This window comes from Pedobacter sp. GW822-FHT03F06, from assembly GCF_058801365.1.
The window spans coordinates 1-26,201 of the sequence record NZ_JBXANE010000015.1; the positions used below are offsets into that span (position 1 = coordinate 1).

Here is a 26,201-nt window from a genome sequence, read left to right on the forward strand (position 1 = left end):
AAGGCCGAAGGTGGAAAGGCGGAAGGCAACCCTCCCTCCCTTAAACCCTCGCTCCCTCAACCTTATTTAAAAATATTTAGGTGCCTATATCGGTGGTGTCCACCTCTTCCCATTCCGAACAGAGAAGTTAAGCCCACCAGAGCCGATGGTACTGCGGTAACACGTGGGAGAGTAGGTCGGTGCCAGATCTTAAAAGAAACCCTTTAACAGCAATGTTGAAGGGTTTTCTTGGTTTATAGCCATTCGGTTCCTGCCGTTATTTTTTTACCGTTAAGCAGTTGAGAAAAGTCGGGCTATAGCTTTGCCCTGGTTTTCTTAATGGCCTTAATTCCTTAATGGTGGAAAACTGTAACGGGGCTTATTACTACCGTTTTAAGGAGTTCAGAAAAGTTAAGGGCCTGTTTACGCAGATTACGCTGATCTCCGCTGAGTTTTACACTACTGGCCCAGGTTCAATAGCCCTGATGGCAGCGGAAATCGTTTTGGGCATAGGTAGCTTGTTTATCATAAGGGGTTTCCCAAAAGGATTGCAGCGGATAGCAGGACGGAACCCGACCTACGTTTTACTGCTATTGCGCTCCAGATCGTTAAAATATCAATCATCTGATAGTAAGGAGGAGTTAAGGTTTTGTTCCCGCAGATTACGCTGATCTCCGCTGAATTTTACACTACTGGCCCAGGTTCAATAGCCCTGATGGCAGCGGAAATCCCTTTTGGGCAGCGGTAGATTGTTTATCCAAGGGGTTTCCCAAAAGGATTGCAGCGGACAGCAGGGCGGAACCCAACCTACATTTTACTGCTATTGCGCTCCAGATTATAAAAATAATAACCCATGAGTAAACACTTTACATTTCTTCCTTAAACAATTTGTATACAATAAATAAAACCATATGTGTCAATGTTGATAATTTCAGCACTATTTAAAACTGATTTAGCGCTAAATATGTTAATATCATAAGGTTTGCCACAATATTTGGTTATCTTTGCTTTTAACAAAAATATAAGTATAAGTAATGAGTTTTTTTGCAGATAAAAGAAGAGAAGTAATGTTGCATATTGAAAAATATATGCTGGAGTCGATGGGAACTTATTTGAAACCGATCGATACCAATTGGCAACCTTCTGATTTTTTACCAGATTCTACTAGTGAAACATTTTATCAAGATGTAAGAATTCTAAGGGATAATGCAAAAGACCTTTCTTACGATTTAGTAGCCGTTTTAATTGGCGATACCATTACCGAGGAAGCTTTACCAACATACGAATCGTGGTTAGCCATGGTTGATGGACATAGCAGAGACGAAGAAGGTGGCTGGATGAAATGGGTTCGCCATTGGACTGCAGAGGAAAACCGTCATGGTGACTTACTAAATAAATATTTATACCTATCAGGTCGTGTTGATATGCGCCAAATGGAAATTTCAACACAATATCTTATTGCTGATGGTTTCGATATTGGCACTGGACATGATCCATACCGTAACTTTATCTATACCTCTTTTCAAGAACTGGCTACCAATGTATCGCACAGACGGGTAGCTTCTTTGGCTAAAAAAGACGGCGATACGTTATTGTCTAGAATGTGTGGTGTAATTGCATCAGACGAGGCCAGACACGCAAAAGCTTATAAAGATTTCATGAACCGTATTTTTGAGGTAGATCCTAATGAAGCAATGTTGGCTTTTGAAGATATGATGCGCAAGAAAATCGTGATGCCGGCTCATTTCTTACGTGAAGTTGGTTTAAAAATTGGCCAAACATTTGGCCACTTTACAGATGCTGCACAACGTTTAGGGGTATATACTGCGATTGACTATGTTGAAATTATGCAACAATTGATTGAAGACTGGAAAATTGAGGGCATGCGCGATTTAAATGAAGCTGGTGAAAAAGCCCGCGATTACATTATGGCTTTACCTTCACGTTTACTACGTGTTGCCGAGCGAATGAAAAACCCTACTATAGATTATAAATTTACCTGGATTGCTGGTTAGATATTTGAATCTTTAATTAAAATTATAGTGAGCCCTTATCAATTTGATAAAGGCTTTTTTATTACATGTTTCTTCTGTATTGGCCGCCAACTTCGTAAAGTGCTTTACTGATCTGGCCTAATGAACATATTTTACAAACCTCCATGAGCTGTTCAAAAATATTGTCGCCGGCAATAGCCGATTTTTGAAGCTGTTTTAAGAGATCTGCTGCACGGTCTGCATTACGATCCTGGAACTTTTGTAATGCTGAAATCTGATATTGTTTTTCTTCTTCTGTAGCACGGATTACCTCACCGGGAACAATAGTAGGGGAACCATTCTTGTTTAAAAAGGTATTTACGCCGACAATAGGGTATTCGCCTGTATGTTTAAGCGTTTCGTAATACAGACTTTCTTCCTGAATTTTTCCACGCTGATACATCGTTTCCATGGCACCCAAAACCCCGCCGCGATCATTGATGCGTTTAAATTCGGCAAGTACAGCGTCTTCTACCAGATCGGTTAATTCTTCAATGATAAAGGCGCCCTGCAATGGGTTCTCATTCTTGGCCAATCCCAATTCTCTATTAATGATCAACTGAATGGCCATTGCTCTCCGAACTGATTCTTCAGTAGGTGTAGTAATGGCTTCATCATAAGCATTGGTATGTAGCGAATTACAGTTATCGTAAATGGCATAAAGGGCTTGTAAAGTAGTGCGGATATCATTAAAATCGATTTCCTGCGCATGTAACGAACGGCCAGAAGTTTGTATATGGTATTTAAGTTTCTGCGAGCGATCATTTCCCTTATACTTGTTTTTAATGGCTTTGGCCCAGATCCTTCTGGCTACGCGACCGATAACGGCATATTCCGGATCGATACCATTGGAGAAGAAGAAAGATAGGTTAGGTGCAAAATCATCAATGTGCATGCCCCTGCTCAAATAATATTCTACAAAGGTAAATCCATTGCTTAAAGTAAAGGCAAGCTGCGAAATTGGATTAGCACCTGCTTCGGCAATGTGATAGCCTGAAATGGATACGGAATAGAAATTCCTTACTTTTTCATCGATGAAATATTTCTGGATATCGCCCATCATCCTTAAGGCAAATTCTGTAGAGAAGATACAGGTATTCTGTGCCTGGTCTTCTTTTAAAATATCGGCCTGAACCGTCCCTCTAACCGAGCTGATGGCTCTTGCCCTAATCTTAGCATAAACATCAGCAGGTAAAACCTGATCGCCGGTAAGGCCCAAAAGCATTAAGCCCAAGCCATTGTTTCCTTCTGGTAAAGCACCATTATAGGTTGGTCGCGTTATATTTTTTGCTTTATAGATTGAATTAATTTTGGCCTGGATTTCTTCCGTTAAATCATTTTCGATAATGTATTTTTCACATTGCTGATCGATCGCAGCATTCATGAAAAAGCCTAACAGCATCGGAGCCGGGCCGTTAATGGTCATGGATACAGAGGTTGATGGCGCACAAAGATCAAAACCCGAATACAGTTTTTTAGCATCATCCAAAGTGGCGATACTTACACCAGAATTTCCGATTTTTCCATAGATATCCGGCCGGATGTGCGGATCTTCGCCATAAAGGGTAACCGAATCGAAAGCAGTGGATAAACGGTGCGCTGGCTGACCTAATGAAACATAGTGGAAACGTTTATTGGTTCTCTCGGGGCCGCCTTCTCCTGCAAACATCCTAGTCGGATCTTCTCCTTCTCTTTTTAATGGGAATACACCTGCCGCATATGGAAATTCGCCCGGAAGGTTTTCGGTTAGCAGCCACCTTAATATATCACCCCAATCTTCATACCTCGGCAAAGAGACTTTCGGTATATTCAGTTTTGAAAGTGATTCGTAAAATAAGGGTTGTTTAATCTCTTTATCGCGGACTTTATAAATGAAAAATTCTTCTTTGTAAGCTCTTTTGGTATCAGGCCATTGGCGTAATAAACGTTTGCATTCGCCATCTAATTGTTCTTCGAAGAAAGCATATGTTGTATTTAAGTTTTTTAACACCCCGTCCTGCGGACACCCCTCTAGGAGAGGGGAATTAATATCGCCAGCCAGATCAATTACACCTTTCAATTGATACATTTTGCGGGCGATAGTAGCCTGTTTATCTACCCATTCATTATACGTTTGACTGGATTCAGCAATTTCTGCCAGATATCGGATGCGATCGGGAGGTATAATGTAAATTTTCTCTGATTGATCTGAAGTGAGTTCCATTTTGGCCTTAAAATCAGTTCCGGTCTTTAACTTGATCTGCTTCATTAAAGCAACAAATAAGTTATTCATGCCCGGATCATTAAATTGCGAAGCCATGGTGCCATAAACAGGAATTTCATCATCCTTTGCATCGAAAATATTGTGGTTGCGCTTGTATTGCTTGCGCACATCGCGCAAGGCATCTAAAGCACCTCTTTTATCAAATTTGTTAATGGCTACCAAATCAGCAAAATCCAACATGTCTATTTTTTCCAGTTGCGTGGCTGCACCAAATTCTGGGGTCATTACGTATAGGGAAACATCACAGTGTTCGGTAATTTCGGTATCCGACTGGCCAATTCCAGAGGTTTCTACAATAATTAAATCGTAACCAGCGGCTTTGCAGATATCGATACTTTCCTGAACGTTTTTGGATAGTGCAAGGTTGGCCTGCCTGGTTGCTAAAGAACGCATGTAAACCCTAGGGTTATTGATGGCATTCATCCGGATACGATCGCCTAATAATGCGCCTCCAGTTTTTCTTTTTGATGGATCGATGGAGATAATCGCTAAGGTTTTATCTTTCACTTCTACCAAGAAACGACGAACAAGTTCATCTACCAAAGATGATTTTCCGGCGCCACCAGTACCTGTAATGCCTAAAATAGGGGCGGTATTATTTTTTGATAATTTTTTTAATTCATCTACAAATTTTTGTGCGCCTTCGGGATCATTTTCTGCAACGGTAATGGCTCCTGCAATAGCTTTGATATCTTTTGTTGGGATGGTTTCGAGTTCATTGGTGATGTTGGCTGTGGTGATGAAATCGGTTTGTATCAGCATATCATTGATCATGCCCTGCAAACCCATCTTACGACCATCATCGGGCGAGTAGATTTTAGAAATCCCATAAGCCTGGAGTTCTTCAATTTCGGAAGGTAAGATTACACCACCGCCACCTGCAAATATTTTAATGTGACCTGATCCTCTTTCTTGAAGAAGATCGTACATGTATTTAAAATATTCAATGTGCCCGCCTTGATAAGAAGTCATTGCAATTCCCTGAACATCTTCCTGTATGGCACAGTTTACCACTTCATCAACCGATCTGTTATGGCCAAGGTGAATAACTTCAGCTCCTGAAGATTGTAGGATTCGGCGCATGATGTTAATGGTTGCATCGTGTCCGTCGAAAAGTGAAGCAGCGGTTACAAAACGGATTTTATTTTTAGGCTTATAGATTTCTACTTGTTGCATACTATGGGATTTTAGGGGGCGGTATTCGCTGATTACCGATCCTTGTTTCCAAATATATTTGGTATGCAAATGTACTAAAATAAGCAGCTTAAATAGCGAATACCCTATACCGTTATGGCTTTTGGTTCAGCTATAAATCCTGCCCGAACTGCAGTAAATAACCGTTATTGTCGTAAATGGCAAATTCCCTCATGCCATATTCGAAATCTTCGAGTGGGTAACAGATTTTGCAGATATCTTTTAAACTTTCCCAGAGGGTTTCTACTTCGTTTGTTTTAATGTAAAGTGAGCCACTCATAATCGCTTTGGAGATATTGCGATGGGCATTGGGGATAGAGAACATGATTTCTATATTGTCTTTTTGCAGGCTTAACCAGCTCAGATCATCGAATTTTGCCGCACAAGTAAAGTTTAAAGCCTCTGTGTAGAATTTTAGCGTTGCCTGCATGTCATGCGATTCGAGCATGGGTGTAAGCTTGGTTGCAATATAGTTTGGCATGATGTTAAAATAAGAAAAAATCTAATTACCACCTAAGTCATCTGAGACCATTATAGTAGTTAGTCTAAATGTGTTAAAACAAAAAAACTACGCTGGTGAGCGTAGTTTTTTAAATTATTTATTTGTGATCTCTGTGATCGGTTCTCCAACATTACCATTCGGCATCTGAATATGGAGCAGTGCTGCCAGCGTTGGTGCAATATCGGTCATGTAATGCGTTTTATTAGAGGCTCCGGCTTTGATTCCCCAGCCCATAAAAACCAATGGAATGTGCGAATCGTATGGGTTCCAGTTTCCATGCGTGGTGCCTGTACTGCCACCGTTAAACCAGTTTGGTTGTAAAACATAGTAGATATCGCCACTTCTACGGGCATTGTATCCGTTGGTAATCATTTTTTTCTGAATTTCCTGAAGTGTGCTTTGTGATATTTTAGCAATATCTACAGCATTTTGGAATCCATCCAATCTTTTTAAGAATTCTACCGATGCTGATTTAATCACATCGAAACTCACATCACCTTTATCGGTTTTATCATGGTCGAAAATGATCTGGTTGTTCTGAGATTTTAAAACCAGATTGTTTACTTTAAATTTATCATTTAAGTAAGTATTTAATTTGTTTGCAATATCACGGTCACTTACTACGCCGGAAGGTAATTTGTTCTCTTGCATAAAGCCTGGTACATGCGCGGCACCATGATCAGCAGTTAAAAATACCGTATAATTTCCTTTACCTACTTTTTTATCCAGGTAGTTGAAAAATTCTTCGAAATCTTTGTCTAAACGTAAATAAGTATCTTCTGCCTCTACTGAGTTCGGCCCATAAGCGTGACCAACATAATCAGTAGATGAGCAGCTTACGGCTAAGAAATCGGTAATGTTATCTTGTCCCAGATCTTCTGAAAGGACCGCTAATTTGGCAAGATCTAAGGTGATGGTATTGCCGTAAGGTGTGCTTCTGATGGCATCGAAATTTTTATCAATATTTTGGGTAAGCTGATGAGGGAATGTGCTTGATTTGCCTTCGTAAGCTTTCTCATCTGCTGTACTATTAACATAGCTATTCATTGGATACAATGTTTCCCAGTTCTTTGCATAGAACTTGTTTGCTAATTTCAATTTATTGTAATCGGCGATCCAGGTTGGCACTTCTTTCATATAATAAGTGCTGGTAATCCAGTTTCCGGTGCTGCCCTGATACCAATATGCTGCATTTGCCGCGTGGCCAGCTGGAAGGATTGAGCCTCTATCTTTTAATGAAATACCGATTACTTTACCTTTAAAGTTTGTGGCTAACCTCAACTCATCAGTAATGGTAGTGGTCAACATATTTTTAGGAGACATATTTCCTTCAGATGAAGGCGTACTGCCAACAGTTGATACTGAGGAATCTTCTGTACAATATACATTTTTTTTGGTTTCAGGATCGTACCAATCGTTACCAATAATACCATGAACAGCTGGAACCGAACCTGTATAAATGCAGGTGTGGCCGCATGCTGTATAAGTCGGCGTATAAGGAATAAAAGTATTTTCTACAGAAAAACCTTCATTAATTAATCTTTTAAAGCCACCATTGGTATAGCGGTTATAATAGCGGTATAAATAATCCCAACGCATTTGGTCAACCACTAAGCCAACTACCAATTTAGGGCGGGCAACTTCGGTAGCAAATGCTTTAGGCTGTGCTGTAGTAGGTTTTTTAGTTTGGGCTGAGGAGAGTGCGATCGAAAAAATAGAAATGGAAAAGATTAGACAGAATATTTTCTTCATTGTGTTTTAGTTAAAGGGCTAAAGTAATAACTTTTAAGTGAAGATATTTTGAAGTTTATGTAAAGATTTTATATCGCTTCGGCTACTACAAATGTACTTCCACCAATAAAAACCAGGTCTTTTGGATCGGCAGATTGTATGGCCTTTTCTTTTGCTTCGGCTACCGATGCATAACTGCTGCCATTTAGATTAAATGTTGCTGCCTGTTCTTTAAGCTCATCTGCTGCCAAACCGCGTTCTAAATCTGGCTTGCAGAAATAGTAAGTGGCATTTTTTGGCATTAGGGATAAAACTTTCGAAATATCTTTATCCTTTACCATTCCAAAAACAACATGTAAGTTTTGATAAGGGGTTTGTGCGATGTTTTTAATCACCTCTGTAATTCCTGCTTCATTGTGGCCGGTATCACAGATGACCAAAGGGTTTTTACTCAAGGTTTGCCAACGTCCCTGTAAACCTGTTTGTTTTTTAACCTGGCTTATTCCTTTGTGAATCGCTTCCTGATCGATTTTAATTTCCGTTTTCTCGTTAAGTAGAGTGAGGGCTTCTAATACGGTTAAAATATTTTTGTGCTGATAAACACCGGTAAGATCGCTTTGAAGACCCTTATATTTGATCTCACCGTTCTGATAAACAGATAGGGAAAGTTTATTGTTCCTGATCTTAAAATCCTGAGCAGTTAATACGGCGTCAGCAAAAACAATTGGAGCAGCCACTGCTTTAGCTTTATTGATAAAAACCGGAGCTGATTCTTCCTGTGTTTCGCCAATAACGACTGGGATATTCTTTTTAATGATACCTGCTTTTTCGCCAGCAATTTCTGCAAGTGTATTGCCTAGCATATTCATGTGATCGAGGCTGATATTAGTGATGACCGAAATTTGCGGGGTAATGATGTTGGTCGAATCTAACCTTCCGCCTAAACCCACTTCAATTACAGCCACATCTACCTCGTGTTTAGCAAAATGATCGAATGCCATGGCAACGGTTACCTCGAAAAAGGAAGGCTCGGTTTTTTCGATCAATTTTTGTTGGCCTTTTACGAACGATACAACTTCAGTTTTACTCATCATTTTTCCGTTGATGCGGATGCGCTCTCGGAAATCTTTTAAGTGGGGAGAAGTGTACAAACCTGTTTTATATCCTTGTGCCTGCAATACCGAAGCAAGCATGTGTGATGTTGAGCCTTTTCCATTTGTACCCGCCACATGGATACTTTTAAATTTATCCTGCGGATTACCCAGGGCTTCGCAAAGAATAATGGTATTGGTTAAATCTTTTTTGAAAGCAGATGCGCCAACGCGGGTAAACATGGGGAGTTTACTGTATAAAAAATCAAGCGTTTGTTGGTAGTTCATAATATGTGTCAAATATAAGTTATTGAGGTTTGAAGTTCAAATTGGAGTTGCAGACGGACTTCTCAATTTTGATGATGGATTGCGTTAGTGAAACCTTTTGTGAGTCCTTAGTTAGATTTTATTATGGTGTTGTATGCTTATGTTGTTATATTTGCGGATTATTTAACGGTCTCAATAATAGTGATTAATAAAATCAATCTAATTCTTTTAGTACTCCTGGTCTGTTGCTTCAAACTCGCAGCTCAAACTTTTTATGTAAGTTCTATGGACTATTCTAAAGGGGCAAGCGACCTTTACAAGGTTGAATTTACAAGCGAAGGGGTAAAATCTACAAAAATAGTGGGATGTTCACCTGGTGATCAGTATTTTTCAATCGCAATGAATAAGAATAATTTGTTTTGGTTCAGAAATTCTGAAATATACACTGCGGATGTAAAAGAAAATGGTATTGAAAATTGCAGGCGTTTATTTTTAGGTATGTCAGGCTCAAATTCACTAACCCTTGGTGCTGATAATAAGTTATATTATTGTTCTGGTTATTTATTCAGTACAGATATTAATACGGGAAAGTCAGAGGCCTTAGGTTTACTGAATTATTCACCTACAGGAGATGTCTGTTTTTATAAAAAAGACCTTTACATGGCGGCCTACCAAGGGATAGTAAAGATTAATGTTAAAGAACCTAATAAAAGTACCCTTCATATTCCATTGCCTGGAAATATCCCCCTTTATGGGATCGTTAGTGTTTCATCTGGTGTTAAGAAAAATACGGTTTATGGGTTACAATATTTAGGTACCCAAACCAATATAATTGAGTTCGATATAGAAAACCAAAAAATGGTTGGCGTGGTGGGAACACTTCCATATACAGTTCTTGATGCCGCAAGTATGGTAGAAGATGGAAGTATTATTGGAATAGAATTCGAAAGAGTAGATATTAATCAAGATTGCAATTCTGGAAATACAGCAAATGTAGATGTTATTACAGCTCCTCACCTTGAAGATTTTACCTATACTTTGAATGGCGTTACCAATACGACAGGTAAGTTCGTTGGTTTATCCAAAGGTCAGTATACACTTTCTATCAGTTCTGCATCCGATTCCTATACCACAACTGTTGATGTGCCTGAGGTTAATTTGATAAAACCTATTTACAGCTGGCAGATCAAAAATCAGCTTTGCGAAACGCTGGGTGAAATTACTTTTAGCTCGCCCGACCAGAACAGTGGTTACCAGATCAAGTTAGATGGAAAGTTATATCCACTTAATAGTACTATATCTAATTTATTAAGTGGCAAATCCAATCACTTTGAAATTGTAAATAAGTATGGATGCAAAATTGATGAACGGGATATTGTTGTTGGGCGGGATAAATGTAAAATCCAATTTGATCAGGTTGATGTAGTACAACAGTGTGATGCTTTTCATCAGGGTATTATCAATGTATTAACAAAAACACACACTGCAGCCTATACCTACACGATAAATAATACAATTAGTAATTCTACCGGGATATTTAAAAATTTAGCTTCCGGCGCTTACACCCTTAAAATTAATTCGGATGAAGATGAATTTGAAACTACTGTAACTGTGCCTGATTATAAGCAGTTACAACCAAACTTTTCTTTTACCAAAGTAAATCCAGCTTGCTCGAGTAAGGGAGCTATACAATTTAATTCTTTCACAGGTAGTGCTAATTATAGAATCAAACTCAAAACTGATATTTTACCCTACGATCATAAATTTACTAACCTGGAGGTGGGGAACTATCATTTTATTGTGCTGAATAAAGAGAACTGCCTAATTGATGAGTATGATGTAGAATTGGTTTATGAGCCTTGTCCAATCGTAATCAATAATATCGAAATCCTTCAGGAATGCAATGTTTTGGGAAAAGGGTTTATCAAAATTAATTGTCCGCCAATTCCAGAAACTTATACATTTACCCTTGATAATTCGGTATCCAATAGCAGCGGTGTGTTTAATATGCTTAGCCCCGGAATTTATGTCGTTGAAGTAAAAGCATCTGGCGGGGCAGCCTCAGTTACCAGAACGGTTATGGTACCCGATTATTCATTAACGAAGCCTGTTACTAAAATTAATGCTAAAAACCCTGCCTGCGACATGAAGGGAGAGATATCATTTTCTATAGGGACAAATTCTGCTGATTATAATGTAAAACATAAGGGAATGGTTTATCCCGGCAACCACGTTTTTTCAGGTTTGATTGAAGGAGATTACCCTTTCACAATTTTAAAACTTAATGGCTGTATTGTTGATGAAGTAAATAAAACGCTGGTTTATGAACCCTGCCCGATTGTAATCAATAATATTGAAATCATGGCTGAATGTAATGTTCTTGGAAAAGGCTTTATAAAAGTTAATTGTCCACCAATTCCAGAAACCTATACATTCACACTTAATAATTCAATATCAAATAATACCGGTGTTTTTAATATGCTTAGTCCGGGGAGCTACGACATTGAAGTAAAAGCATCTGGTGGTGCACCAGCAGAATATCGAACTGTTGTGGTTCCAGATTATTCATTAACCAAACCCCATTCGATTGTTAATGCTAAAAATCCTGTTTGTGATTTAACTGGGGAAATCTCATTTTCTATTGGTAACCGTTCAGCAGATTATAATATTAGGTATAATGGAGTAGTCTATCCAGGTAATTACGTTTTTTCGGGATTGTTTGAAGGGAATTATACTTTTTCTATTCTGAAACCAAATGGCTGTATTGTTGATGAATTTAGTGTTTCCTTAGAAACAGAAGCCTGTAATGATATCTCATTCCCTACTGCTTTTAGCCCAAATTCTGACAATGTGAACGATAGCTTTAAAGCAAAAGAAGGAAGTAGGGCTTTTAATTTTCAGATGCAGATTTTTGACAGGAGAGGAGTAATTATCTTTTCTTCAAATAAATTATATGATGCCTGGAATGGGGATTACAAAGGACAGCTAGTTCCTGTTGGGGTTTATTTTTGGATTGCATCTTTTACTACTCAGGAGAACAAAAAGATAATTAAAAAGGGATCGGTTACTTTAATTCGATAGCTCGTTAATTGTGTTGATTAATTATTTTAGCGAGTAATTGTTAAGATGTTGGACGTGCTGTCAGATGTTACCATCTGACTGGTAATCAGTTTATAATTGGTTATAATTGTTTACCGAGAATTTTGGTGAAATTGCTAGATAGCAGATAAGTCTTATGTCAGATAGTAATATCTAACAGAACAATAATAAAAAATCAAGCGTTTGTTGGTAGTTAGTAATATGTGTCAAATATAAGTTGACTGGAGTTATTATGAAACGAAATGAGAAGATTTCTTCCGAAGTTTTGCTGACTTGTGTTGGGGAAACTTCGGAAGTCTTTAATTTATTTTGATGGCCTGTGATACACAGATCATGGTAGATGTGCAGTCAGATGGTAACATCTGACTGGTATTAGGTATAATTGAGAATAATCCTTTATTGAAGAATTCCATTATTGATTACCAGATCTGAAATAAGTCTTCTGTCAGATAGTAATATCTGACAGCATAAATAATAAAGACCATGGATATTTTTTTATTTCACTTTAAAGTTGAACATTACAATCCCCGTTTGTACATCTGGTGCTGATTCCAATTTGTTTAAACTTGCGCCTAATACAGCCTGTTCACATTTCCGCCAAAGTGCTAAATCAGATAAGGTAGTGCCTTTTGCACCTGCACGGGCCTGAACCACCTTACCATTTTTATCCACCCGGATTTGAACGGCAATTTTTCCTGCGCTTTGTCCATCATCCTGTATCCTTGGAATATCGATGAATTTTCTGCTTGCCAATGATAATTGTACATTGCCATTTCCAGAACCACCTTCTCCATAATTTGATGCCAATGGATCGCCATCTTTATCACCTTGGTTTCCTGGTGTTTTTCCAGTTCCATCTCCCTGACCCTGACCAGTATTTTTTTTGCCTTTGTAAAGCGCATTTTGGTTAATTACCGGTTTAGATGGCTTATCTTCAGTTACCGGAGTTGGTGCCGCTGTAGTCGGTTTTGTAGGTTTGGTATTTACGGCAATGGCATCTTCCGTATTTTGTGTCTGAATTTCCTTTTCAGTATTTTCTGTAGAGGTGGTTGGGGTTACTTTTTCTTCCGGCGTTACCTTATCAGGCGCTTTGCCATTGGCATTTGGATCTGCCGACGGTTCTTCAATACTGGTATAATCATCGCCCATTCCTTCTGCAGAAGTTCCATAATTTACAACCATACCACCCATACCCACTTCTTCAGGTGGCTGGAACGAGCCAATCACGATAAAAAAGCTGATTAACAATAAAAAGCCCATAATTCCGCTTGCTATGGCAATGGCCTTAGGGTAATTATTTTCCTCGTTAGGTACGTTTTGTGCTTTGTGGTTCATTATTTTTTAGGCTCAACGGCTACAACAAGTTTTAATTTTAATTTATTGGCAATATCGTTTACTACAAATCCATCCTGATAAGTTACGTTACGCGATACATATAAAAGAATGGTCATATCTGGAGCCAATTTTTGGTATGATGCCAGGGTTGGCTCTAATTCTTCAATGCTAACGGGTTTCTTTTCAACGAAATATTTTAAATTTTCGTCTATCGTAACGGTAACTGCTTTTTTGGCGGTAGATTGCTGTCCGCTAGATGATTGCGGCAATAATAACTTAACCACGGTTGGATTTACCACGGCAGAGGCCAATAGGAAAAACAACATCAGGAAGAACATAATATCGTTCAACGCTGAAGTATGTACTTCTACCGATCCTTTTGTTCTTTTGCGTAAATTCATTATTTGCCTGGTTCTTCTAGTAAATCAATAAAATCAATTGCATCGGTTTCCATTTTAAGGATGATTTTTTCAACCATAATGTTTAAAATGTGATACAGTACGTAAGCAATAATACCGATAATCAATCCGGTTGCAGAAGTAATCATTTTGGTATATAAACCACCAGAAATGGTACCGATTTCGATCGCACCTTTTATTGATACCTGGTGGAAAATGGTAATTACCCCCACAATTGTACCGACGAAACCAAGCATTGGTGCAATACCTGCAACAATACCCAATATACTGATGTTCTTCTCTAATTTGGAAACCTCTAATTTACCAACATTTTCAATCGCACCTTCGATATCTTTAATCGGGCGACCAATGCGTTTTAATCCTTTTTGCAACATGCGCGAAAGGGGAGAATTATTATTTCTTAAAAGCGACATTGCACCCTCTAAATTTCCCGATTGGATATAAGACCTGATCTGACCCATTAGGTTCGATTCGTCTTTAGTTGCTTTTTTAATGGTTAAATAACGTTCGAAGAAAATAACTAAGGCTAACAAAGCTAAAAAAGCCAATGGAACCATTACCCAGCCGCCTTTAAAAAGCAGATCGATAAAATGTAGTTCTGGCTGTGGTTGTGTTACTGCTTGGTTAACCGCATTTGCTGTGTCTTGTAATGCTTGTGTGGTGTCCTGAATTAATAAAGTTATCATTATGGTTGTGTGTTGTTAAATATTTGTTGTACGTAAAACCCTTTTCCTTTTAGTTTTTTCTGTAAAATATCTTTCTGCTCCTCAGCCTCTTTTTGTGTTTTAAAACTCGCAATGCTTACTTTTTTCCATGGGCCTGCCATATTTGCAATTTTAGCATTTAAACCTCGGGCTTTAACTATGGCAATATATTTTTCGGCTCCTGCAACGGTTTTATAAGATGCAGCAATAACATCAAACGTAGAAGGACCGGTGTTTGGTACAACTTTATTTTCTTTTGGTGTTTCGGTAGCTGGCTTAACTACAGGTTTTACCTCTACTTTTTTGGCTGTATCTGCTTTTTTCTGAACTTGGTTGGCTTTTAAAATACTATCTGTTTTGGCTATTGAATCCTGTTTTGCTTTTAGGGTATCAACAACAACCTTTGGCGAATCAATAATTACTTGTGCTGGCTTTACCGCTTCGGTCGTTTCACCTGTAAATAATTCTGGTTTAACCAAATAGGTTATTGCTGCAATAACAACCAAAGCTAACACTGCAATGGTAATCATCAACCAGGTAGACATACCTTGTCGCGTTTCGTCTCCATGTTCAATCGGATCGTGACCAAAACGGTTAGGATGCTCTGCATGTTGTTCTTTTATAAATGCGGGGGCTTCAATTACAGGTTCTTCTTTTTTAGCTTCCTCTTCTAAATTGATATATGTTTTAGGTTCCTCCGTTTCCGACCTAAGAGAAAAACGACTTGAAGGCTCATTTGGTAGAATAACTGTTTCTGGTACCGCTATTGTATTGGCTTCTTCAGGCGTTGAGGTATTTTCTGTAGCAATTATTTCATCTTGAACATCGTCAGATTCAGGTGTCTCAATTGTCTGGTTTTCGGCAGCGATATTTTCTACTTCCGATTCTGGCGTATGACCAAAACGGTCTGGATGCTCTTCGTGCTGCGCCACAATTGATTCGGGAACTTCCACTGCTTCAGGTTCGGCATTAGTATTTTCTACCTCTTCTTCAGGTGTATTTTCAATTGTATTTGCTTCGTTTTGCACCTCATCAGATTCAGGCGTTTCAATCGCATGTTGCTCAGCGGCGATATTTTCTACCTCCGATTCTGGTGTATGGCCAAAACGGTTTGGATGTTCTTCGTGCTGTTCTTTAATAAATTCTGGCGCTTCAACAATTTCTTCTGTAGGATTTTCTGAATGTTTTAAGGTGTTTTTAAGATCATCTTTAACTTCATCCAGTTCTACATTTTCGATTACCGGAGCCTGGTATGATTTATTCTCAAATGGTGATGCTACCACTGGTGCTTCAGCAATTTCGTCGTAAACCTCTTCCTCTTGTTGAGGTGAATCGATTTTTGTTTCCTCAATTGCGGTTTCTGCCAATGACGGAAGCCCATAAAATTCAGAACCATAGTTTATATTTTTAACCGGTTCGAAACCTAATCCTTGTTCGGTAAAAAATAAGCGGCCAGTATTTTGAAGTTCGGCCTCATGATCTAATTCTAGTTTTTGATTTACTTCTTCAACAAACTGGGCAATGTGATTGCGGGCATCTTCTGAGGTGCTGTTTGTTTTAGCTGAAATGAAATTGGCTAAAGCGTCTTCTTCTGTTACTTCTGCTGAAAATTGCAGCGTATATCCGGGAGGCAAAAACGTTTGTTTTTCCTTATCGTATCTTCCCGGGTATTTCTTTTTATAAAATGTGCCCAAGCCGGTAATACCAACTTCTTTGCGTTGCTGCAAGAGTTCTAATAGGTATGATAAGATATCCATTCGGGTAAAATTAAGCGTTTAAAATTAAAAATTATATTCTACCTTCAAATAGTGTCTATGGGTGCTATTACACATCCTATTCCAAAAAGGGGACAAAAACGAGTACAGTTTTGTTGTTTTAATCATGAAAAATCACATTTTTTTAACCTAAATCTGTATTCGTGCAAAGATAACGGTTACAAAGATAGAAATGGTATGCTAGTAAGCAAATCGCTAAATTGATATAATATCGAATTTGAAGCTAAAGCCTAAGCTATAGAAACGCTTTACCATAGAAAAGCGTATGTAGAAACGATGGGGGAAAATTTAAAAGAGGCTGTATCATAATGTTAAAATCGATTTGTCCTTCGATAAATTCTCCGAAGGAGTCCCTCGGACAGGATGACAATTCGATATTTATGATACAACCTCTTAGGTTTTCCAGTAATTTAACTGTTTTGAAGAGGGCCTATAAACATGGAACGGTGGTAGACCAATCGGTGCTCTCCATGTTAAGCAAGCTTGCGGTGTGGCCATGTCCGGTTGCATCTGCAATGGTGGTTCCAGTACCTTCGTCGAATTTCCAATAGGCCTCTAAGTTGGTACTTGTTGCACTTACACTGCATTTATTGGCCGAAATTGTCGACTGTGCCAATGCCGATTTCCAAACCCGTATTTCATCAAACTGACCGTTAAAACCTCTATTGGCGTCCCAGCTTCTCGAAATCTGGAATGTGCCGTTAGCAGCAATATTACCAGTTGCGCTCATACTGGCATCTAAAGTACCATTGATGTAGATTTTCATGGTCGACCCATCGTATGTTGCTGCAATATGATACCAGGTATTGGCACTTAGCGCTGTAGCAGAGTTTAATTTTTTAGGTGTTGTACCTCCTGTGTTCAATACAAACTGTACTTTATTATTGGCTAAGGAAGCATCACCTAAACGGAGCAGAGCCACATTGGCATCGCTCACTTCTATACCCATAATGGTGGAAATATTTGGAGCGGTAGCTTTAAAGGCAGTTGGTTTAACCCATGCTTCATAAGTTAAACTGGTGCCTGCAAGATTGAAGGTATTCGAATTTAAGTATTCATTGGTACCGTCGAAAACCAATGAACGATTTCCCGCTGGTGGTGTACCTCCAGTGCCATCAATACAGTTTGGTTTTACAGCAGTTGCCGATCCATAAAGTACGTTAGACATGGCCGATAATTTAGTTTGTGAGTTGTTGGCCACATTATAAACCATGGCGCTGGCCAAACCATTATTTTTCACATAAGTGGCTACCGCTGCCTGGTCGCTATTGCCTAAATCTGTCCCTAAACCTAATTTACTTTTAGGTACACCAGCATTGATGTAAGGCTGTAAACGACCAGCATAATTTGTGGAGAAGTAAGTTTGCTCAAATACATAATCTAAAATATCGCCCAGTTTTTGGTTGTTATAAGTAGAAGTAAAATAATTGGCCTGATTAAATGCAGCCATGGTGATGAGTTTATCGGCACCCATACGCGCCCTAAGTGCTGCTGCTGCAAGCACCAGCGAACCATCATTGGCCGTACAGGCAGAATACTCGTCATCAATGTCAATTCCATCTAAACCGTATTGTTGTACAGCGTTGGCACATTGAATGGCAAAGGCATCGGCCTTGGCATAAGTGGTAAAACAACCCCAGCCTGCATCCTGATGGTTTCCAAGTACATCGAGCACTACTTTGATACCTAATGATTTAAGGTAAGCTACCTTGCCCGAATTTAAGGTTTCCTGCACCTGTGGATTGAAGTAGAGCGTAGGTGTGCCATTTACCGAATTGATATTGGCAGCGAAAATAACAGAAACACCAAATAACTGAGTGGCAGAAGTTCCATAGGTATAACAGCCCGGATTTACAAAATTGTTGCTGTTTACCTCTACATAGGCGGTCATGAATGGAGCAGTTAGGGCCAGCGCAGTGGCATTGGTAGCGGCTCTGGCTGTACTTTTGGTGTTTAATTGGTTGTCTTCTTTTTCAGAATTGGCTTTTTTACAAGCGTACAACAGGGCGAAAGCTGTTAACAGCAATACGCCGAAAACGGTTAGTTTTCTCATAGGTTTAAAAATTTTTGGTTAGAAATTGGTTTAATATAAAAAAGGTAGGATAACTAACGTCACCCTACCTGGTAAATTTGTGTGTTAAAAATTTGATTTATCTACATCCCACCATAATCTGGTACCTCCGTTATCAGGGCCACCAAGCAAGGTTACGGCTTTACGTACCTCATCTTTATTTCCATTGCCGTATTCTGCTGTTGGATATGGCAATCTGCGAATCTGCAACTGGGTATTGATTGTACCACCGCTATTGTTGTTGGCTACTGTAAACAGTTTTGGGTAACCTGTTCTACGGAAATCAGCCCAGGCCTCAGCTCCGTCAGGAAAAATAGCCAACCATTTTTGCGTAATAATCCGCTCTAATTTCACTTCATTAGATGCCGCCCCATCCCATTTAATGGTGATGGTACTTACTGCTGCCGCATTGTTAGCTGGGTTTTTCGGATCTACATAAGCGGTTGGTTTGCTTACCGCATCGGCCAGGTAGCCACCAATACTAGCGCCCCATTGTTGCATTGATGTATTTATACCTGTTTCATAATTACTTTGTACATCTCCTGCACCTGTCCAACCTCGCAAAGCCGCTTCAGCTTTTAAAAACCAAACTTCAGCAGCGGTCATTAAAATTTGTGGTGCTTTTTGTCCGATAGGTGATTTTGAATTATCTGGGAAAGAAGCATTTAAGCTCGAATAGGTTTTGTACCCAGCTTTGCCCAAACCGTTAAAAGAAGTATTCGCTCCCGATCTGATTCCTACATACTGTCCTGCAAAAAGAGGATCGGTAGCTGGTGTACAGTATATGGATAAACGTGGATCAGAATAACCAACCAGGTAAGATTGTAATGCAGCGCCCATTGCGTTATCGCCATCGTAATTTACGGTTACATTCCAAAGGTCGTTATTTCTGTTTCCCGATTGCGTAACAGCCGCATTATCACTTGGTACAGTCATTAATCCACCTGTTGCAGCCATTGCTTTTTCTGCCTGCAACTTTGCTGTAGCCGGATCAACTTTAACAATGCGCATGGCTAAACGTAACCTTAGCGAATTGGCTAATTTAAGCCATTTAGCAACATCGCCACCATAAACCAGATCGCCAGAATCGTAGTAGGCTTTTTTGCCAGGGTTTGCTGTGATAAAAGCCTGCAGGTTATTTGCTGCTGTATCAATCTGTTTAAAAAATTCGGTATAAACCGTTTTTTGGTCGTCGTACGCTTGCGAAATTAATGATTTACCTGCCTGTGTGTAAGGAATCGGGCCAAACTTATCGGTTACCCTATTCATCGCAATTACCTGTACTAGAAGCGATATACCCCACGATTCTGGTGCAGTTGCTTTTAAAGGCGATATGGCAATTTTAGAAATTGGCGCCATAACATTGGTATATTGATCGTTAAAACCGGTTTCATTCCAGCCATTATTAAGTGAATAGTTCATGTTATTAATACCACCGCCAAATGGTGTTGGAGCCATCATGTACCCACTAAAAGCATCAGAACTTAAATTCTGTGCAATTTGGTAGTTAGAAAATATATTTTGCTGAATAGGACCAATTGCCGATCGCAATAATGCTAAACTTTGTTCGGTAGTCGGTAAATTATCGTTGGTGTTAAAGCTTTCAAAGTTCTTTTTACAACCCTGGTTTACGCCAGCAACGGCTAAAAGTAAAACTAACGACAAGCCTTTAATTTTATGTTGAGATGAATGATATATCGATTTCATGTTTGTTCGGATTAAAATAAAACATTAAGGTTAAAACCAAAACTTCTGGTAACTGGTTGGTTAAAAACATCTATTCCCGATAAGCCGTTACCGGTAGACATGGTAACCTCGGGGTCGTAAGGTGCTTTTTTGTAGAAATAGAAGAGGTTTCTACCAATTAATGAAAGGCGCATGCTTTTAAATGTTCCTTTTAAAGGTAAATTATAACCTATCGAAGCTTCGCGCAAGCGCACCACAGTAGCACTGTACACATATTCGCCAGTTACACCGTTTCTGTCGCCTAAAAATGAATAATAGCTTTGCGGGTTGATGGTAGCCGAAACTGCTTTTCCGCTGGCATCTACACCATCAATTTTAACACCGCCCTGCGCTCTTGCATCACCCGATGCTTTTGAAGCTCCTGCCTGGTCCATTAATGCTTCGGTTAGCGAAAGTACTTTGCCCCCAAACTTACCATCTACCAGGAAGCTTAAGCTAAAATCTTTGTAATTGAAACTGTTGTTCCAACCCAACTGAAATTTAGGGTTTGCATTTGCAATCAGGCTATAATCTGCACTTTTAACCGGAAAGTATGGGTTTGTAGCAGTTCCATCACCATTTAGTATGATACGGCCATTTGCATCTCTTTGTAAGGTGTAGCCATAAATATCACCATAAGATCCACCTGCGGCTATACGCGAGATATAGGCATTGTTTCCGCCACCTGTTAAATCGATCGAATTTAAACGTTGCGCTGCCGCTACATCAATAATTTTGTTTCTGTTCAACGATCCATTAATGGATGTATTCCAGTTAAGGCCATCGCCTTTTAATACATCTGCCCCTAAAGTAAATTGTATGCCCTGATTTTGAACATCACCTGCATTTAAGTAGCCTGTTGCAACAAGTCCAGAAGGAGCTGGCTTAACAGGAATGTATTGGTTTTTGGTGTTTGTTTTATAATAGGTAAAGCTAAAGTTTAAACGGTTGGCTAGAAAACGCATATCAGTACCAATCTCGAAAGATTTTGTTCTTTCTGGTTTTAGCTCAGCAAATGCCCTGTTGGTGTTAATGGTAAGTGCACCACCATTACCCAAAGTATTTTGGATAAAGGTTAAGTATGCTGGCACGGTGTTACCCACTTCTGCATAAGTACCTCTTATTTTGGCATAAGTAATCGCCTCTGGTAATTTAACCATTTGCGATACGATGAATGACAAACCTACAGATGGGTAAAAATAAGAAACATTTGGGGTGAATGACAGGTTTGAAGACCAGTCGTTTCTACCTGTTAAAGTTAAAAATGCCCAATCTTTATAGGATAAATTCGCGTTTGCAAATACGGCTTGCAATTGGCTGTGGAAAGCATCATTTGCTTTTGTGGTGTTCAATACATCAGAGGTATAGGTGCCTGCTGTTGCCACAACGGTATTATTTGGGGTAAATAAATCAACTGCACTCAAATCGCCCGCTAAAGATAATCCCGCCGTTTTCTGATCGTTAATACTACCACCAATTAATCCATTAATTTTAAAGTCAGAATCTTTCATCGGCACCGTAACGTTTAATATCGCATCGGCATATTTCTGTATGTAAGTTTGAGTATTCTGAGATAAGTATCCTCTACCGTTTGAGTTAAAGTTTCCGTTTATGCCCGAATAACGTCTGTTTTCGAAATCATCTGTAGTACGGTCTATATTTCCCCTTACCTGAAGATTTAACCATGACGTAAACTCATATTTCACATTCCCACTTAATAAAAAGCGGTTTCTGATGGCGGTATTCGGATTAAGGTTGGTTAAAAACCATGGGTTCTGGTTAATATCTGCAGAACCACCTAACCAGTTCTGGCGCGCAGTACCTACATTTCCTGATAACAAATAATTGTCTTTGTACGGTGTAATATCAACTCCTCTTGGAAAAAGGTAGAGACCAACCAACGGGTTGTTGTATAATCCGATTGATGGACTATTGTTTATACGCTGGTTAATGTAACTTACATTTCCATCAACCGTTAATTTGTTGTTTAAAAACTTAGCTGTTTCGCGCAGGTTAATATTATGCCTGTTTAACTTGTTACCTTCCTGTATGCCACTTGCATAAGTATTGGCATAAGAAAAATAAGTTTGGGCAATTTCCGATCCGCCAGAAAAATTGATCGAATTGGTTGCATTTGTGCCGGTTTGGAAAAACTGATCGACATTGTCAGTAGTGTTGTTAATTGCTGTTCCCCAGCTGTCTCTGGTTGTGGTAGATGCAGGGCCATAACTGTTTTGAAATTCGGGTTTGTAAGCAATTTTATCAAAAGTTAAACTCGACGAAAAACCAATCTGTGTTTTGCCTGCTTTACCCTGTTTGGTAGTGATTAAGATGACACCATTTTGTGCCTGGCTACCATAAAGAGCTGCGGCAGATGCGCCTTCCAGCACGGTTAAACTTTCGATATCATCCGGGTTTAAGTTTGATATACCATCGCCGCCATCCTGGCCGCCACCAAAAACGCTATTCTGCTGTGCATTGGCATTACCGTTATTGCTGATTGGTACCCCATCTATTACATATAAAGGCTGGTTGTTACCGCTCACCGAACGGCTACCCCTTAATATTACTTTGGCGGAACCACCAACACCCGAAGAACTCGGACTAATCGTCATTCCGGCAACTTTACCATTTAACGAATTTACCAGGTTAGAACTTTTTACTTTATTCAGTTCCTCGCCCGATACTTGTTGGGTGGTATAAGTTAAAGATTTTTCCGATCTTTTTACCCCTAAGGCTGTTACCACTACGGTTTCTAGATTTTTAGAATCAGGGGTTAAAGTTATATCAATGGTATTTTGCGTACCAACGGTAACTTCTTTGCTTTGGTAACCGATAAACGAGAATACCAAAACATCACCCGTTTTAGCCGTTATGCTATATTGACCCGAAGTATTGCTTTGCGTGCCGCCCTGTGCACCCTTTATCGTAATGGTTACACCCGGTAATGTAGCACCGGTTTCATCTTTTACGGTTCCTTTAATCACATCCTGATAAACAGCGTGGAAAGAAACAGCACGATTAAAATGATCAATTGGTGCAGCTGCATACAAGCCGGTTGATGCATAAAGCAATAAGCTGGTGAGCTGTAAAGATTTTTTCATATTCATTATGAATAATTTTGAATAAGTATTTGGTTAATTGTTTACCGCCTTAAGGATTCCACCCAGGCTGTTTTATAGATAAGAGTATTTTGCTTACACAAATTGCCTACAAGAAAATTGAATTTTTTTTTGTTAGATTTTTTCGATCTTTTTAAAGGTCGGTGTAGCCCAGCAACCTGCGGCCCCTACAAGAGCCGCATCTTCATTCAATTTCGAAATATGTATTGGAGAAGTAATGCCCTGTGAATGGAGGTATTTAATTACATTGGGCACAAAACGATCGGAAGCGTTGGCAATATTACCACCGATTACAATGGCTTCAGCCACATTATCCTGTTGAAATTTTTTGAGGAAAAGCCCAAGGTTATGGCTAAACTCAGCAAATATCTTCCGTACTGTCTGGTTCTCATCATAAAGCATAGTCAATTCGCGAACATTTAGGATGTTTAACCCCGTGAGTTCATAATAACGTTTTAAAAACCAGCGTGTAGAAAGATAATCTTCTGTTATGCCAGCTAAAAAAGGAGCACACCATAAATTGGCATCATCAACTTTTCCCTCATGATAAACCGCACTTCTTAAACCTGTTCCCAATGTAATACCAATCAGGTGCTGATAGGCACTTGCCTCACCTGCAAATACTTCTCCAGCCAAAAAACAAGCAGCGTCGTTGTTCATTAAAATCTGATCGCGGTCGATCTGAAGTTCACTGGCCAGCATATCTTTTATGTTTAGGCCATAAAAAGCTGCGTATTTATCATTGCCCGCGATATAGGAGATGCCGTTATCATAATCGAAAGGGCCTGGCATTGCAATACCCAAACGGCCAATTTGGATATCAACCTTTCGATATGCTGCTGTAATTGCATTGCACCAGGTGTGGATAATCTGTTCTGTTGAACCGTGAGAGTCGACACGTTCGCGCGTATAGGAATTTTTAAGAATGTTCCGCTGCTGCATATCGAGTACGGCAGCCGTAATGTGCGAACCCCCGATATCAATGCCCATTACATATTTGTTTTTATTCATCGTTTTCTGCTTCAATAGATATATAAATGGCTTGCGCCTTATTATGGCACCGAATGAAGAGTCCTTTTTTTGTTAAATTGCCTACAGCGGGAAGATTTTTTTATGAAATATTTTTTATTACCTTACATTTGATTCACCAAACTAACCAAGTTGAAAGCAGCTAAGCCAGATCTAGTCGTTTTATGGAATAAGATTTGTCTCGAGGATGACATAAAATCTTTTGAGCAACTTTACCGCTTTCTGTACAGTAGGTTAATCAAATTTTCTATTTACTATGTGGTTGATAAACAGGCTGCAGAAGACCTGGTTACCGAGGTGTTTGTTAAATGTTGGGAAAACCGCGCAACAAGTACCCATGTATTAAATCCCGAAAGTTATTTTTTTATCGCGGTAAAAAATCAATCACTTAAATACCTTAAAAAAAATTCTTCAATTACGTTTATCGATTTAGTTGACGCTGAAGAGAATATTTCGGTAACAGCACAAACGCCAGACTATATTTTGGAAACCAAAGAACTGCACCGGCAACTTGACTTTGCCATTGCTGGTTTGGCGCCTCAGGCAGCTACTGTTTTTAGATTGATTAAAGAAAGTGGAATGAAATATAAGGAAGTGGCAGAACTGCTGAACATTTCGCCCCGAACGGTGCAGACCCAATTGTTCAGGGCCATTGCAAAACTCCGCTTAATATTACAGCCCTTACAAGACAAAGGACCGGATGAAAAAAAACTTGGAAAAATGATCTCTCTGATTATCTTAGTGGGTACTTTATCTTTTTTTTATTTCTTGTAGGCAATTTTAACAGAAAAAGGAACATACAATAAAGGGCGGAAAAAAAATGACAGATCAAAGATTTACAGAATTGCTTGGAAAACAATTGGCTGGTGAAATTTCGCCGGATGAATCTGTTGAACTGAAATCGATTTTAGCCGATAACGAAGCGCTTAGAACAGAATATAAACAGCTACAAACTTATTTTGAATCTGAAACCGTTGAGGATGAAAATATTGATCAGGTTTTTGATCGGATCAAAGCTCAAATTACCGTTCCTGGAGCGTCTGGTTTTACGGTGGCCAAAAATAAATCTTACAGCATCTGGTTAAAAGTTGCTGCGGTTATCGCTATTGTTATTGCAGGTACATTGATATACAATAGAGCGGTAATTTTCTTCAATAAAACAAATCAGTTGGTATTAACTCAGGCGTTAACCAAAGCCGCAGAGGTGAAAACCATTGTACTGGCCGACGGCTCTACCGTGAAAATGAATTCGGGGAGTAGTTTGAAATACCCTGAACATTTTAGTGGCGATACCAGAAATGTTTACCTATCGGGTGAAGCCTTTTTTGAAGTGAAAAAAGATGCACAACACCCCTTTATTGTACACACGGAGCAATTGGCCGTAAAAGTGCTGGGCACAGCGTTTGACGTTAAGGCCTACCAAAACGATGCTTTTACCGAAACTACCTTAATCAGGGGAAGTGTTGCTATCTCGCTTAACAATAATACCAGGCAAACTTTTATCTTAAAGCCAAACGATAAATTTACACTTCTTGGTGGTAAACCAAATTTGAGCCAGCTCACCCATTTTACCGGAACAGGGAACGACAAAGTAATGGAAACCGCATGGACAAACCACGAACTCATTTATAAAAACAACCGTTTTGATGAAATTGCCAGGCTTTTTGAGCGATGGTACGATGTTAAAATAACCTTTAAAGAAGATGAACTTAAAATGGTGAAATTTACCGGGCATGTGGATAAAGAAACCATCACCGAAGCTTTAAATGTGCTAAAACTGATCGAAAATTTCAATTATTCGATAAAGGGGAAAAATGTCTATATCTACCGTTAGCACAAACAGTTAAGCAATGTATATTTGT

16 protein-coding genes and 1 rRNA gene are annotated in these 26,201 nt (G+C 39.2%); 5 read left to right on the forward strand and 12 right to left on the reverse strand.

The features are described from left to right. The first annotated feature begins 76 nt into the window (after positions 1–76). Together rrf and AC1RJ8_RS21765 are read left to right on the forward strand one after the other, a co-directional pair. Positions 77–188, forward strand: a 5S ribosomal RNA gene (rrf, locus tag AC1RJ8_RS21760). A gap of 825 nt (positions 189–1,013) precedes the next feature. Beyond that, a complete protein-coding gene (locus AC1RJ8_RS21765) occupies positions 1,014–1,994 on the forward strand; it encodes an acyl-ACP desaturase (protein ID WP_440826554.1) in 981 nt (326 codons plus the stop codon). Between the two features lie 61 nt (positions 1,995–2,055). On the opposite strand, the gene AC1RJ8_RS21770 is transcribed toward AC1RJ8_RS21765, so the two are convergent. The 4 genes from AC1RJ8_RS21770 to AC1RJ8_RS21785 form a co-directional block, all read right to left on the reverse strand. Further along, on the reverse strand, positions 2,056–5,451 hold the full coding sequence (locus tag AC1RJ8_RS21770; RefSeq protein ID WP_492955638.1) for a methylmalonyl-CoA mutase family protein: 3,396 nt from the start codon (positions 5,449–5,451) through the stop codon (positions 2,056–2,058). Positions 5,452–5,581: 130 nt separating this feature from the next. After that, complete coding sequence (locus tag AC1RJ8_RS21775; RefSeq protein WP_492955639.1) at positions 5,582–5,950, reverse strand: VOC family protein; 369 nt, start codon at positions 5,948–5,950, stop codon at positions 5,582–5,584. Positions 5,951–6,064: 114 nt separating this feature from the next. Continuing rightward, positions 6,065–7,723 carry an alkaline phosphatase PafA gene (pafA, locus tag AC1RJ8_RS21780; protein WP_492955640.1) on the reverse strand — a complete coding sequence of 553 codons (1,659 nt, stop codon included), beginning with the start codon at positions 7,721–7,723 and terminating at the stop codon, positions 6,065–6,067. A 68-nt stretch (positions 7,724–7,791) separates the two neighbouring features. Further along, the gene (locus AC1RJ8_RS21785) at positions 7,792–9,081 is read right to left on the reverse strand and encodes a bifunctional folylpolyglutamate synthase/dihydrofolate synthase (RefSeq protein ID WP_492955641.1); all 1,290 of its coding nucleotides are present in this window, start codon (positions 9,079–9,081) and stop codon (positions 7,792–7,794) included. 378 nt (positions 9,082–9,459) lie between these two features. Between AC1RJ8_RS21785 and AC1RJ8_RS21790 the strand changes: the two genes are divergently transcribed. Further along, a complete protein-coding gene (locus tag AC1RJ8_RS21790; RefSeq protein ID WP_492955642.1) occupies positions 9,460–12,141 on the forward strand; it encodes a T9SS type B sorting domain-containing protein in 2,682 nt (893 codons plus the stop codon). 513 nt (positions 12,142–12,654) lie between these two features. On the opposite strand, the gene AC1RJ8_RS21795 is transcribed toward AC1RJ8_RS21790, so the two are convergent. The 8 genes from AC1RJ8_RS21795 to AC1RJ8_RS21830 all read right to left on the reverse strand — a co-directional run bounded on the left by AC1RJ8_RS21795 (position 12,655) and on the right by AC1RJ8_RS21830 (position 24,321). Continuing rightward, positions 12,655–13,494, reverse strand: a complete 840-nt coding sequence (locus AC1RJ8_RS21795; RefSeq protein ID WP_492955643.1) for an energy transducer TonB — start codon at positions 13,492–13,494, stop codon at positions 12,655–12,657. Next, the gene (locus AC1RJ8_RS21800; RefSeq protein ID WP_025144642.1) at positions 13,494–13,895 is read right to left on the reverse strand and encodes an ExbD/TolR family protein; all 402 of its coding nucleotides are present in this window, start codon (positions 13,893–13,895) and stop codon (positions 13,494–13,496) included. The genes AC1RJ8_RS21795 and AC1RJ8_RS21800 overlap by 1 nt, the downstream gene beginning before the upstream one ends. Then, positions 13,895–14,599 carry a MotA/TolQ/ExbB proton channel family protein gene (locus AC1RJ8_RS21805; RefSeq protein WP_029279915.1) on the reverse strand — a complete coding sequence of 235 codons (705 nt, stop codon included), beginning with the start codon at positions 14,597–14,599 and terminating at the stop codon, positions 13,895–13,897. The genes AC1RJ8_RS21800 and AC1RJ8_RS21805 overlap by 1 nt, the downstream gene beginning before the upstream one ends. After that, positions 14,599–16,374 carry an HU domain-containing protein gene (locus tag AC1RJ8_RS21810; RefSeq protein ID WP_492955644.1) on the reverse strand — a complete coding sequence of 592 codons (1,776 nt, stop codon included), beginning with the start codon at positions 16,372–16,374 and terminating at the stop codon, positions 14,599–14,601. Before AC1RJ8_RS21810 ends, AC1RJ8_RS21805 begins: the two co-directional genes overlap by 1 nt. A gap of 448 nt (positions 16,375–16,822) precedes the next feature. Beyond that, positions 16,823–18,445 carry a LamG-like jellyroll fold domain-containing protein gene (locus AC1RJ8_RS21815; RefSeq protein WP_492955645.1) on the reverse strand — a complete coding sequence of 541 codons (1,623 nt, stop codon included), beginning with the start codon at positions 18,443–18,445 and terminating at the stop codon, positions 16,823–16,825. An 84-nt stretch (positions 18,446–18,529) separates the two neighbouring features. Then, on the reverse strand, positions 18,530–20,170 hold the full coding sequence (locus AC1RJ8_RS21820) for a SusD/RagB family nutrient-binding outer membrane lipoprotein (RefSeq protein WP_492955646.1): 1,641 nt from the start codon (positions 20,168–20,170) through the stop codon (positions 18,530–18,532). An 11-nt stretch (positions 20,171–20,181) separates the two neighbouring features. Beyond that, positions 20,182–23,292 carry a SusC/RagA family TonB-linked outer membrane protein gene (locus AC1RJ8_RS21825; RefSeq protein ID WP_492955647.1) on the reverse strand — a complete coding sequence of 1,037 codons (3,111 nt, stop codon included), beginning with the start codon at positions 23,290–23,292 and terminating at the stop codon, positions 20,182–20,184. 132 nt (positions 23,293–23,424) lie between these two features. Further along, positions 23,425–24,321, reverse strand: a complete 897-nt coding sequence (locus AC1RJ8_RS21830) for an ROK family protein (protein ID WP_492955648.1) — start codon at positions 24,319–24,321, stop codon at positions 23,425–23,427. A gap of 150 nt (positions 24,322–24,471) precedes the next feature. Between AC1RJ8_RS21830 and AC1RJ8_RS21835 the strand changes: the two genes are divergently transcribed. After that, positions 24,472–25,113, forward strand: coding sequence for an RNA polymerase sigma-70 factor (locus AC1RJ8_RS21835; RefSeq protein ID WP_492955649.1), 642 nt, complete (start codon positions 24,472–24,474; stop codon positions 25,111–25,113). A gap of 46 nt (positions 25,114–25,159) precedes the next feature. Next, positions 25,160–26,173, forward strand: a complete 1,014-nt coding sequence (locus AC1RJ8_RS21840) for a FecR family protein (RefSeq protein WP_492955650.1) — start codon at positions 25,160–25,162, stop codon at positions 26,171–26,173. Positions 26,174–26,201 lie beyond the last annotated feature (28 nt).

What these genes read in the sequence shown, in the direction of transcription:
- AC1RJ8_RS21765 (WP_440826554.1), top strand. Translation starts at nt 1,014, where the DNA reads ATGAGTTTTTTTGCAGATAAAAGAAGAGAAGTAATGTTGCATATTGAA.
- AC1RJ8_RS21770 (WP_492955638.1), bottom strand. Translation starts at nt 5,451, where the DNA reads ATGCAACAAGTAGAAATCTATAAGCCTAAAAATAAAATCCGTTTTGTA.
- AC1RJ8_RS21775 (WP_492955639.1), bottom strand. Translation starts at nt 5,950, where the DNA reads ATGCCAAACTATATTGCAACCAAGCTTACACCCATGCTCGAATCGCAT.
- pafA (WP_492955640.1), bottom strand. Translation starts at nt 7,723, where the DNA reads ATGAAGAAAATATTCTGTCTAATCTTTTCCATTTCTATTTTTTCGATC.
- AC1RJ8_RS21785 (WP_492955641.1), bottom strand. Translation starts at nt 9,081, where the DNA reads ATGAACTACCAACAAACGCTTGATTTTTTATACAGTAAACTCCCCATG.
- AC1RJ8_RS21790 (WP_492955642.1), top strand. Translation starts at nt 9,460, where the DNA reads ATGAATAAGAATAATTTGTTTTGGTTCAGAAATTCTGAAATATACACT.
- AC1RJ8_RS21795 (WP_492955643.1), bottom strand. Translation starts at nt 13,494, where the DNA reads ATGAACCACAAAGCACAAAACGTACCTAACGAGGAAAATAATTACCCT.
- AC1RJ8_RS21800 (WP_025144642.1), bottom strand. Translation starts at nt 13,895, where the DNA reads ATGAATTTACGCAAAAGAACAAAAGGATCGGTAGAAGTACATACTTCA.
- AC1RJ8_RS21805 (WP_029279915.1), bottom strand. Translation starts at nt 14,599, where the DNA reads ATGATAACTTTATTAATTCAGGACACCACACAAGCATTACAAGACACA.
- AC1RJ8_RS21810 (WP_492955644.1), bottom strand. Translation starts at nt 16,374, where the DNA reads ATGGATATCTTATCATACCTATTAGAACTCTTGCAGCAACGCAAAGAA.
- AC1RJ8_RS21815 (WP_492955645.1), bottom strand. Translation starts at nt 18,445, where the DNA reads ATGAGAAAACTAACCGTTTTCGGCGTATTGCTGTTAACAGCTTTCGCC.
- AC1RJ8_RS21820 (WP_492955646.1), bottom strand. Translation starts at nt 20,170, where the DNA reads ATGAAATCGATATATCATTCATCTCAACATAAAATTAAAGGCTTGTCG.
- AC1RJ8_RS21825 (WP_492955647.1), bottom strand. Translation starts at nt 23,292, where the DNA reads ATGAAAAAATCTTTACAGCTCACCAGCTTATTGCTTTATGCATCAACC.
- AC1RJ8_RS21830 (WP_492955648.1), bottom strand. Translation starts at nt 24,321, where the DNA reads ATGAATAAAAACAAATATGTAATGGGCATTGATATCGGGGGTTCGCAC.
- AC1RJ8_RS21840 (WP_492955650.1), top strand. Translation starts at nt 25,160, where the DNA reads ATGACAGATCAAAGATTTACAGAATTGCTTGGAAAACAATTGGCTGGT.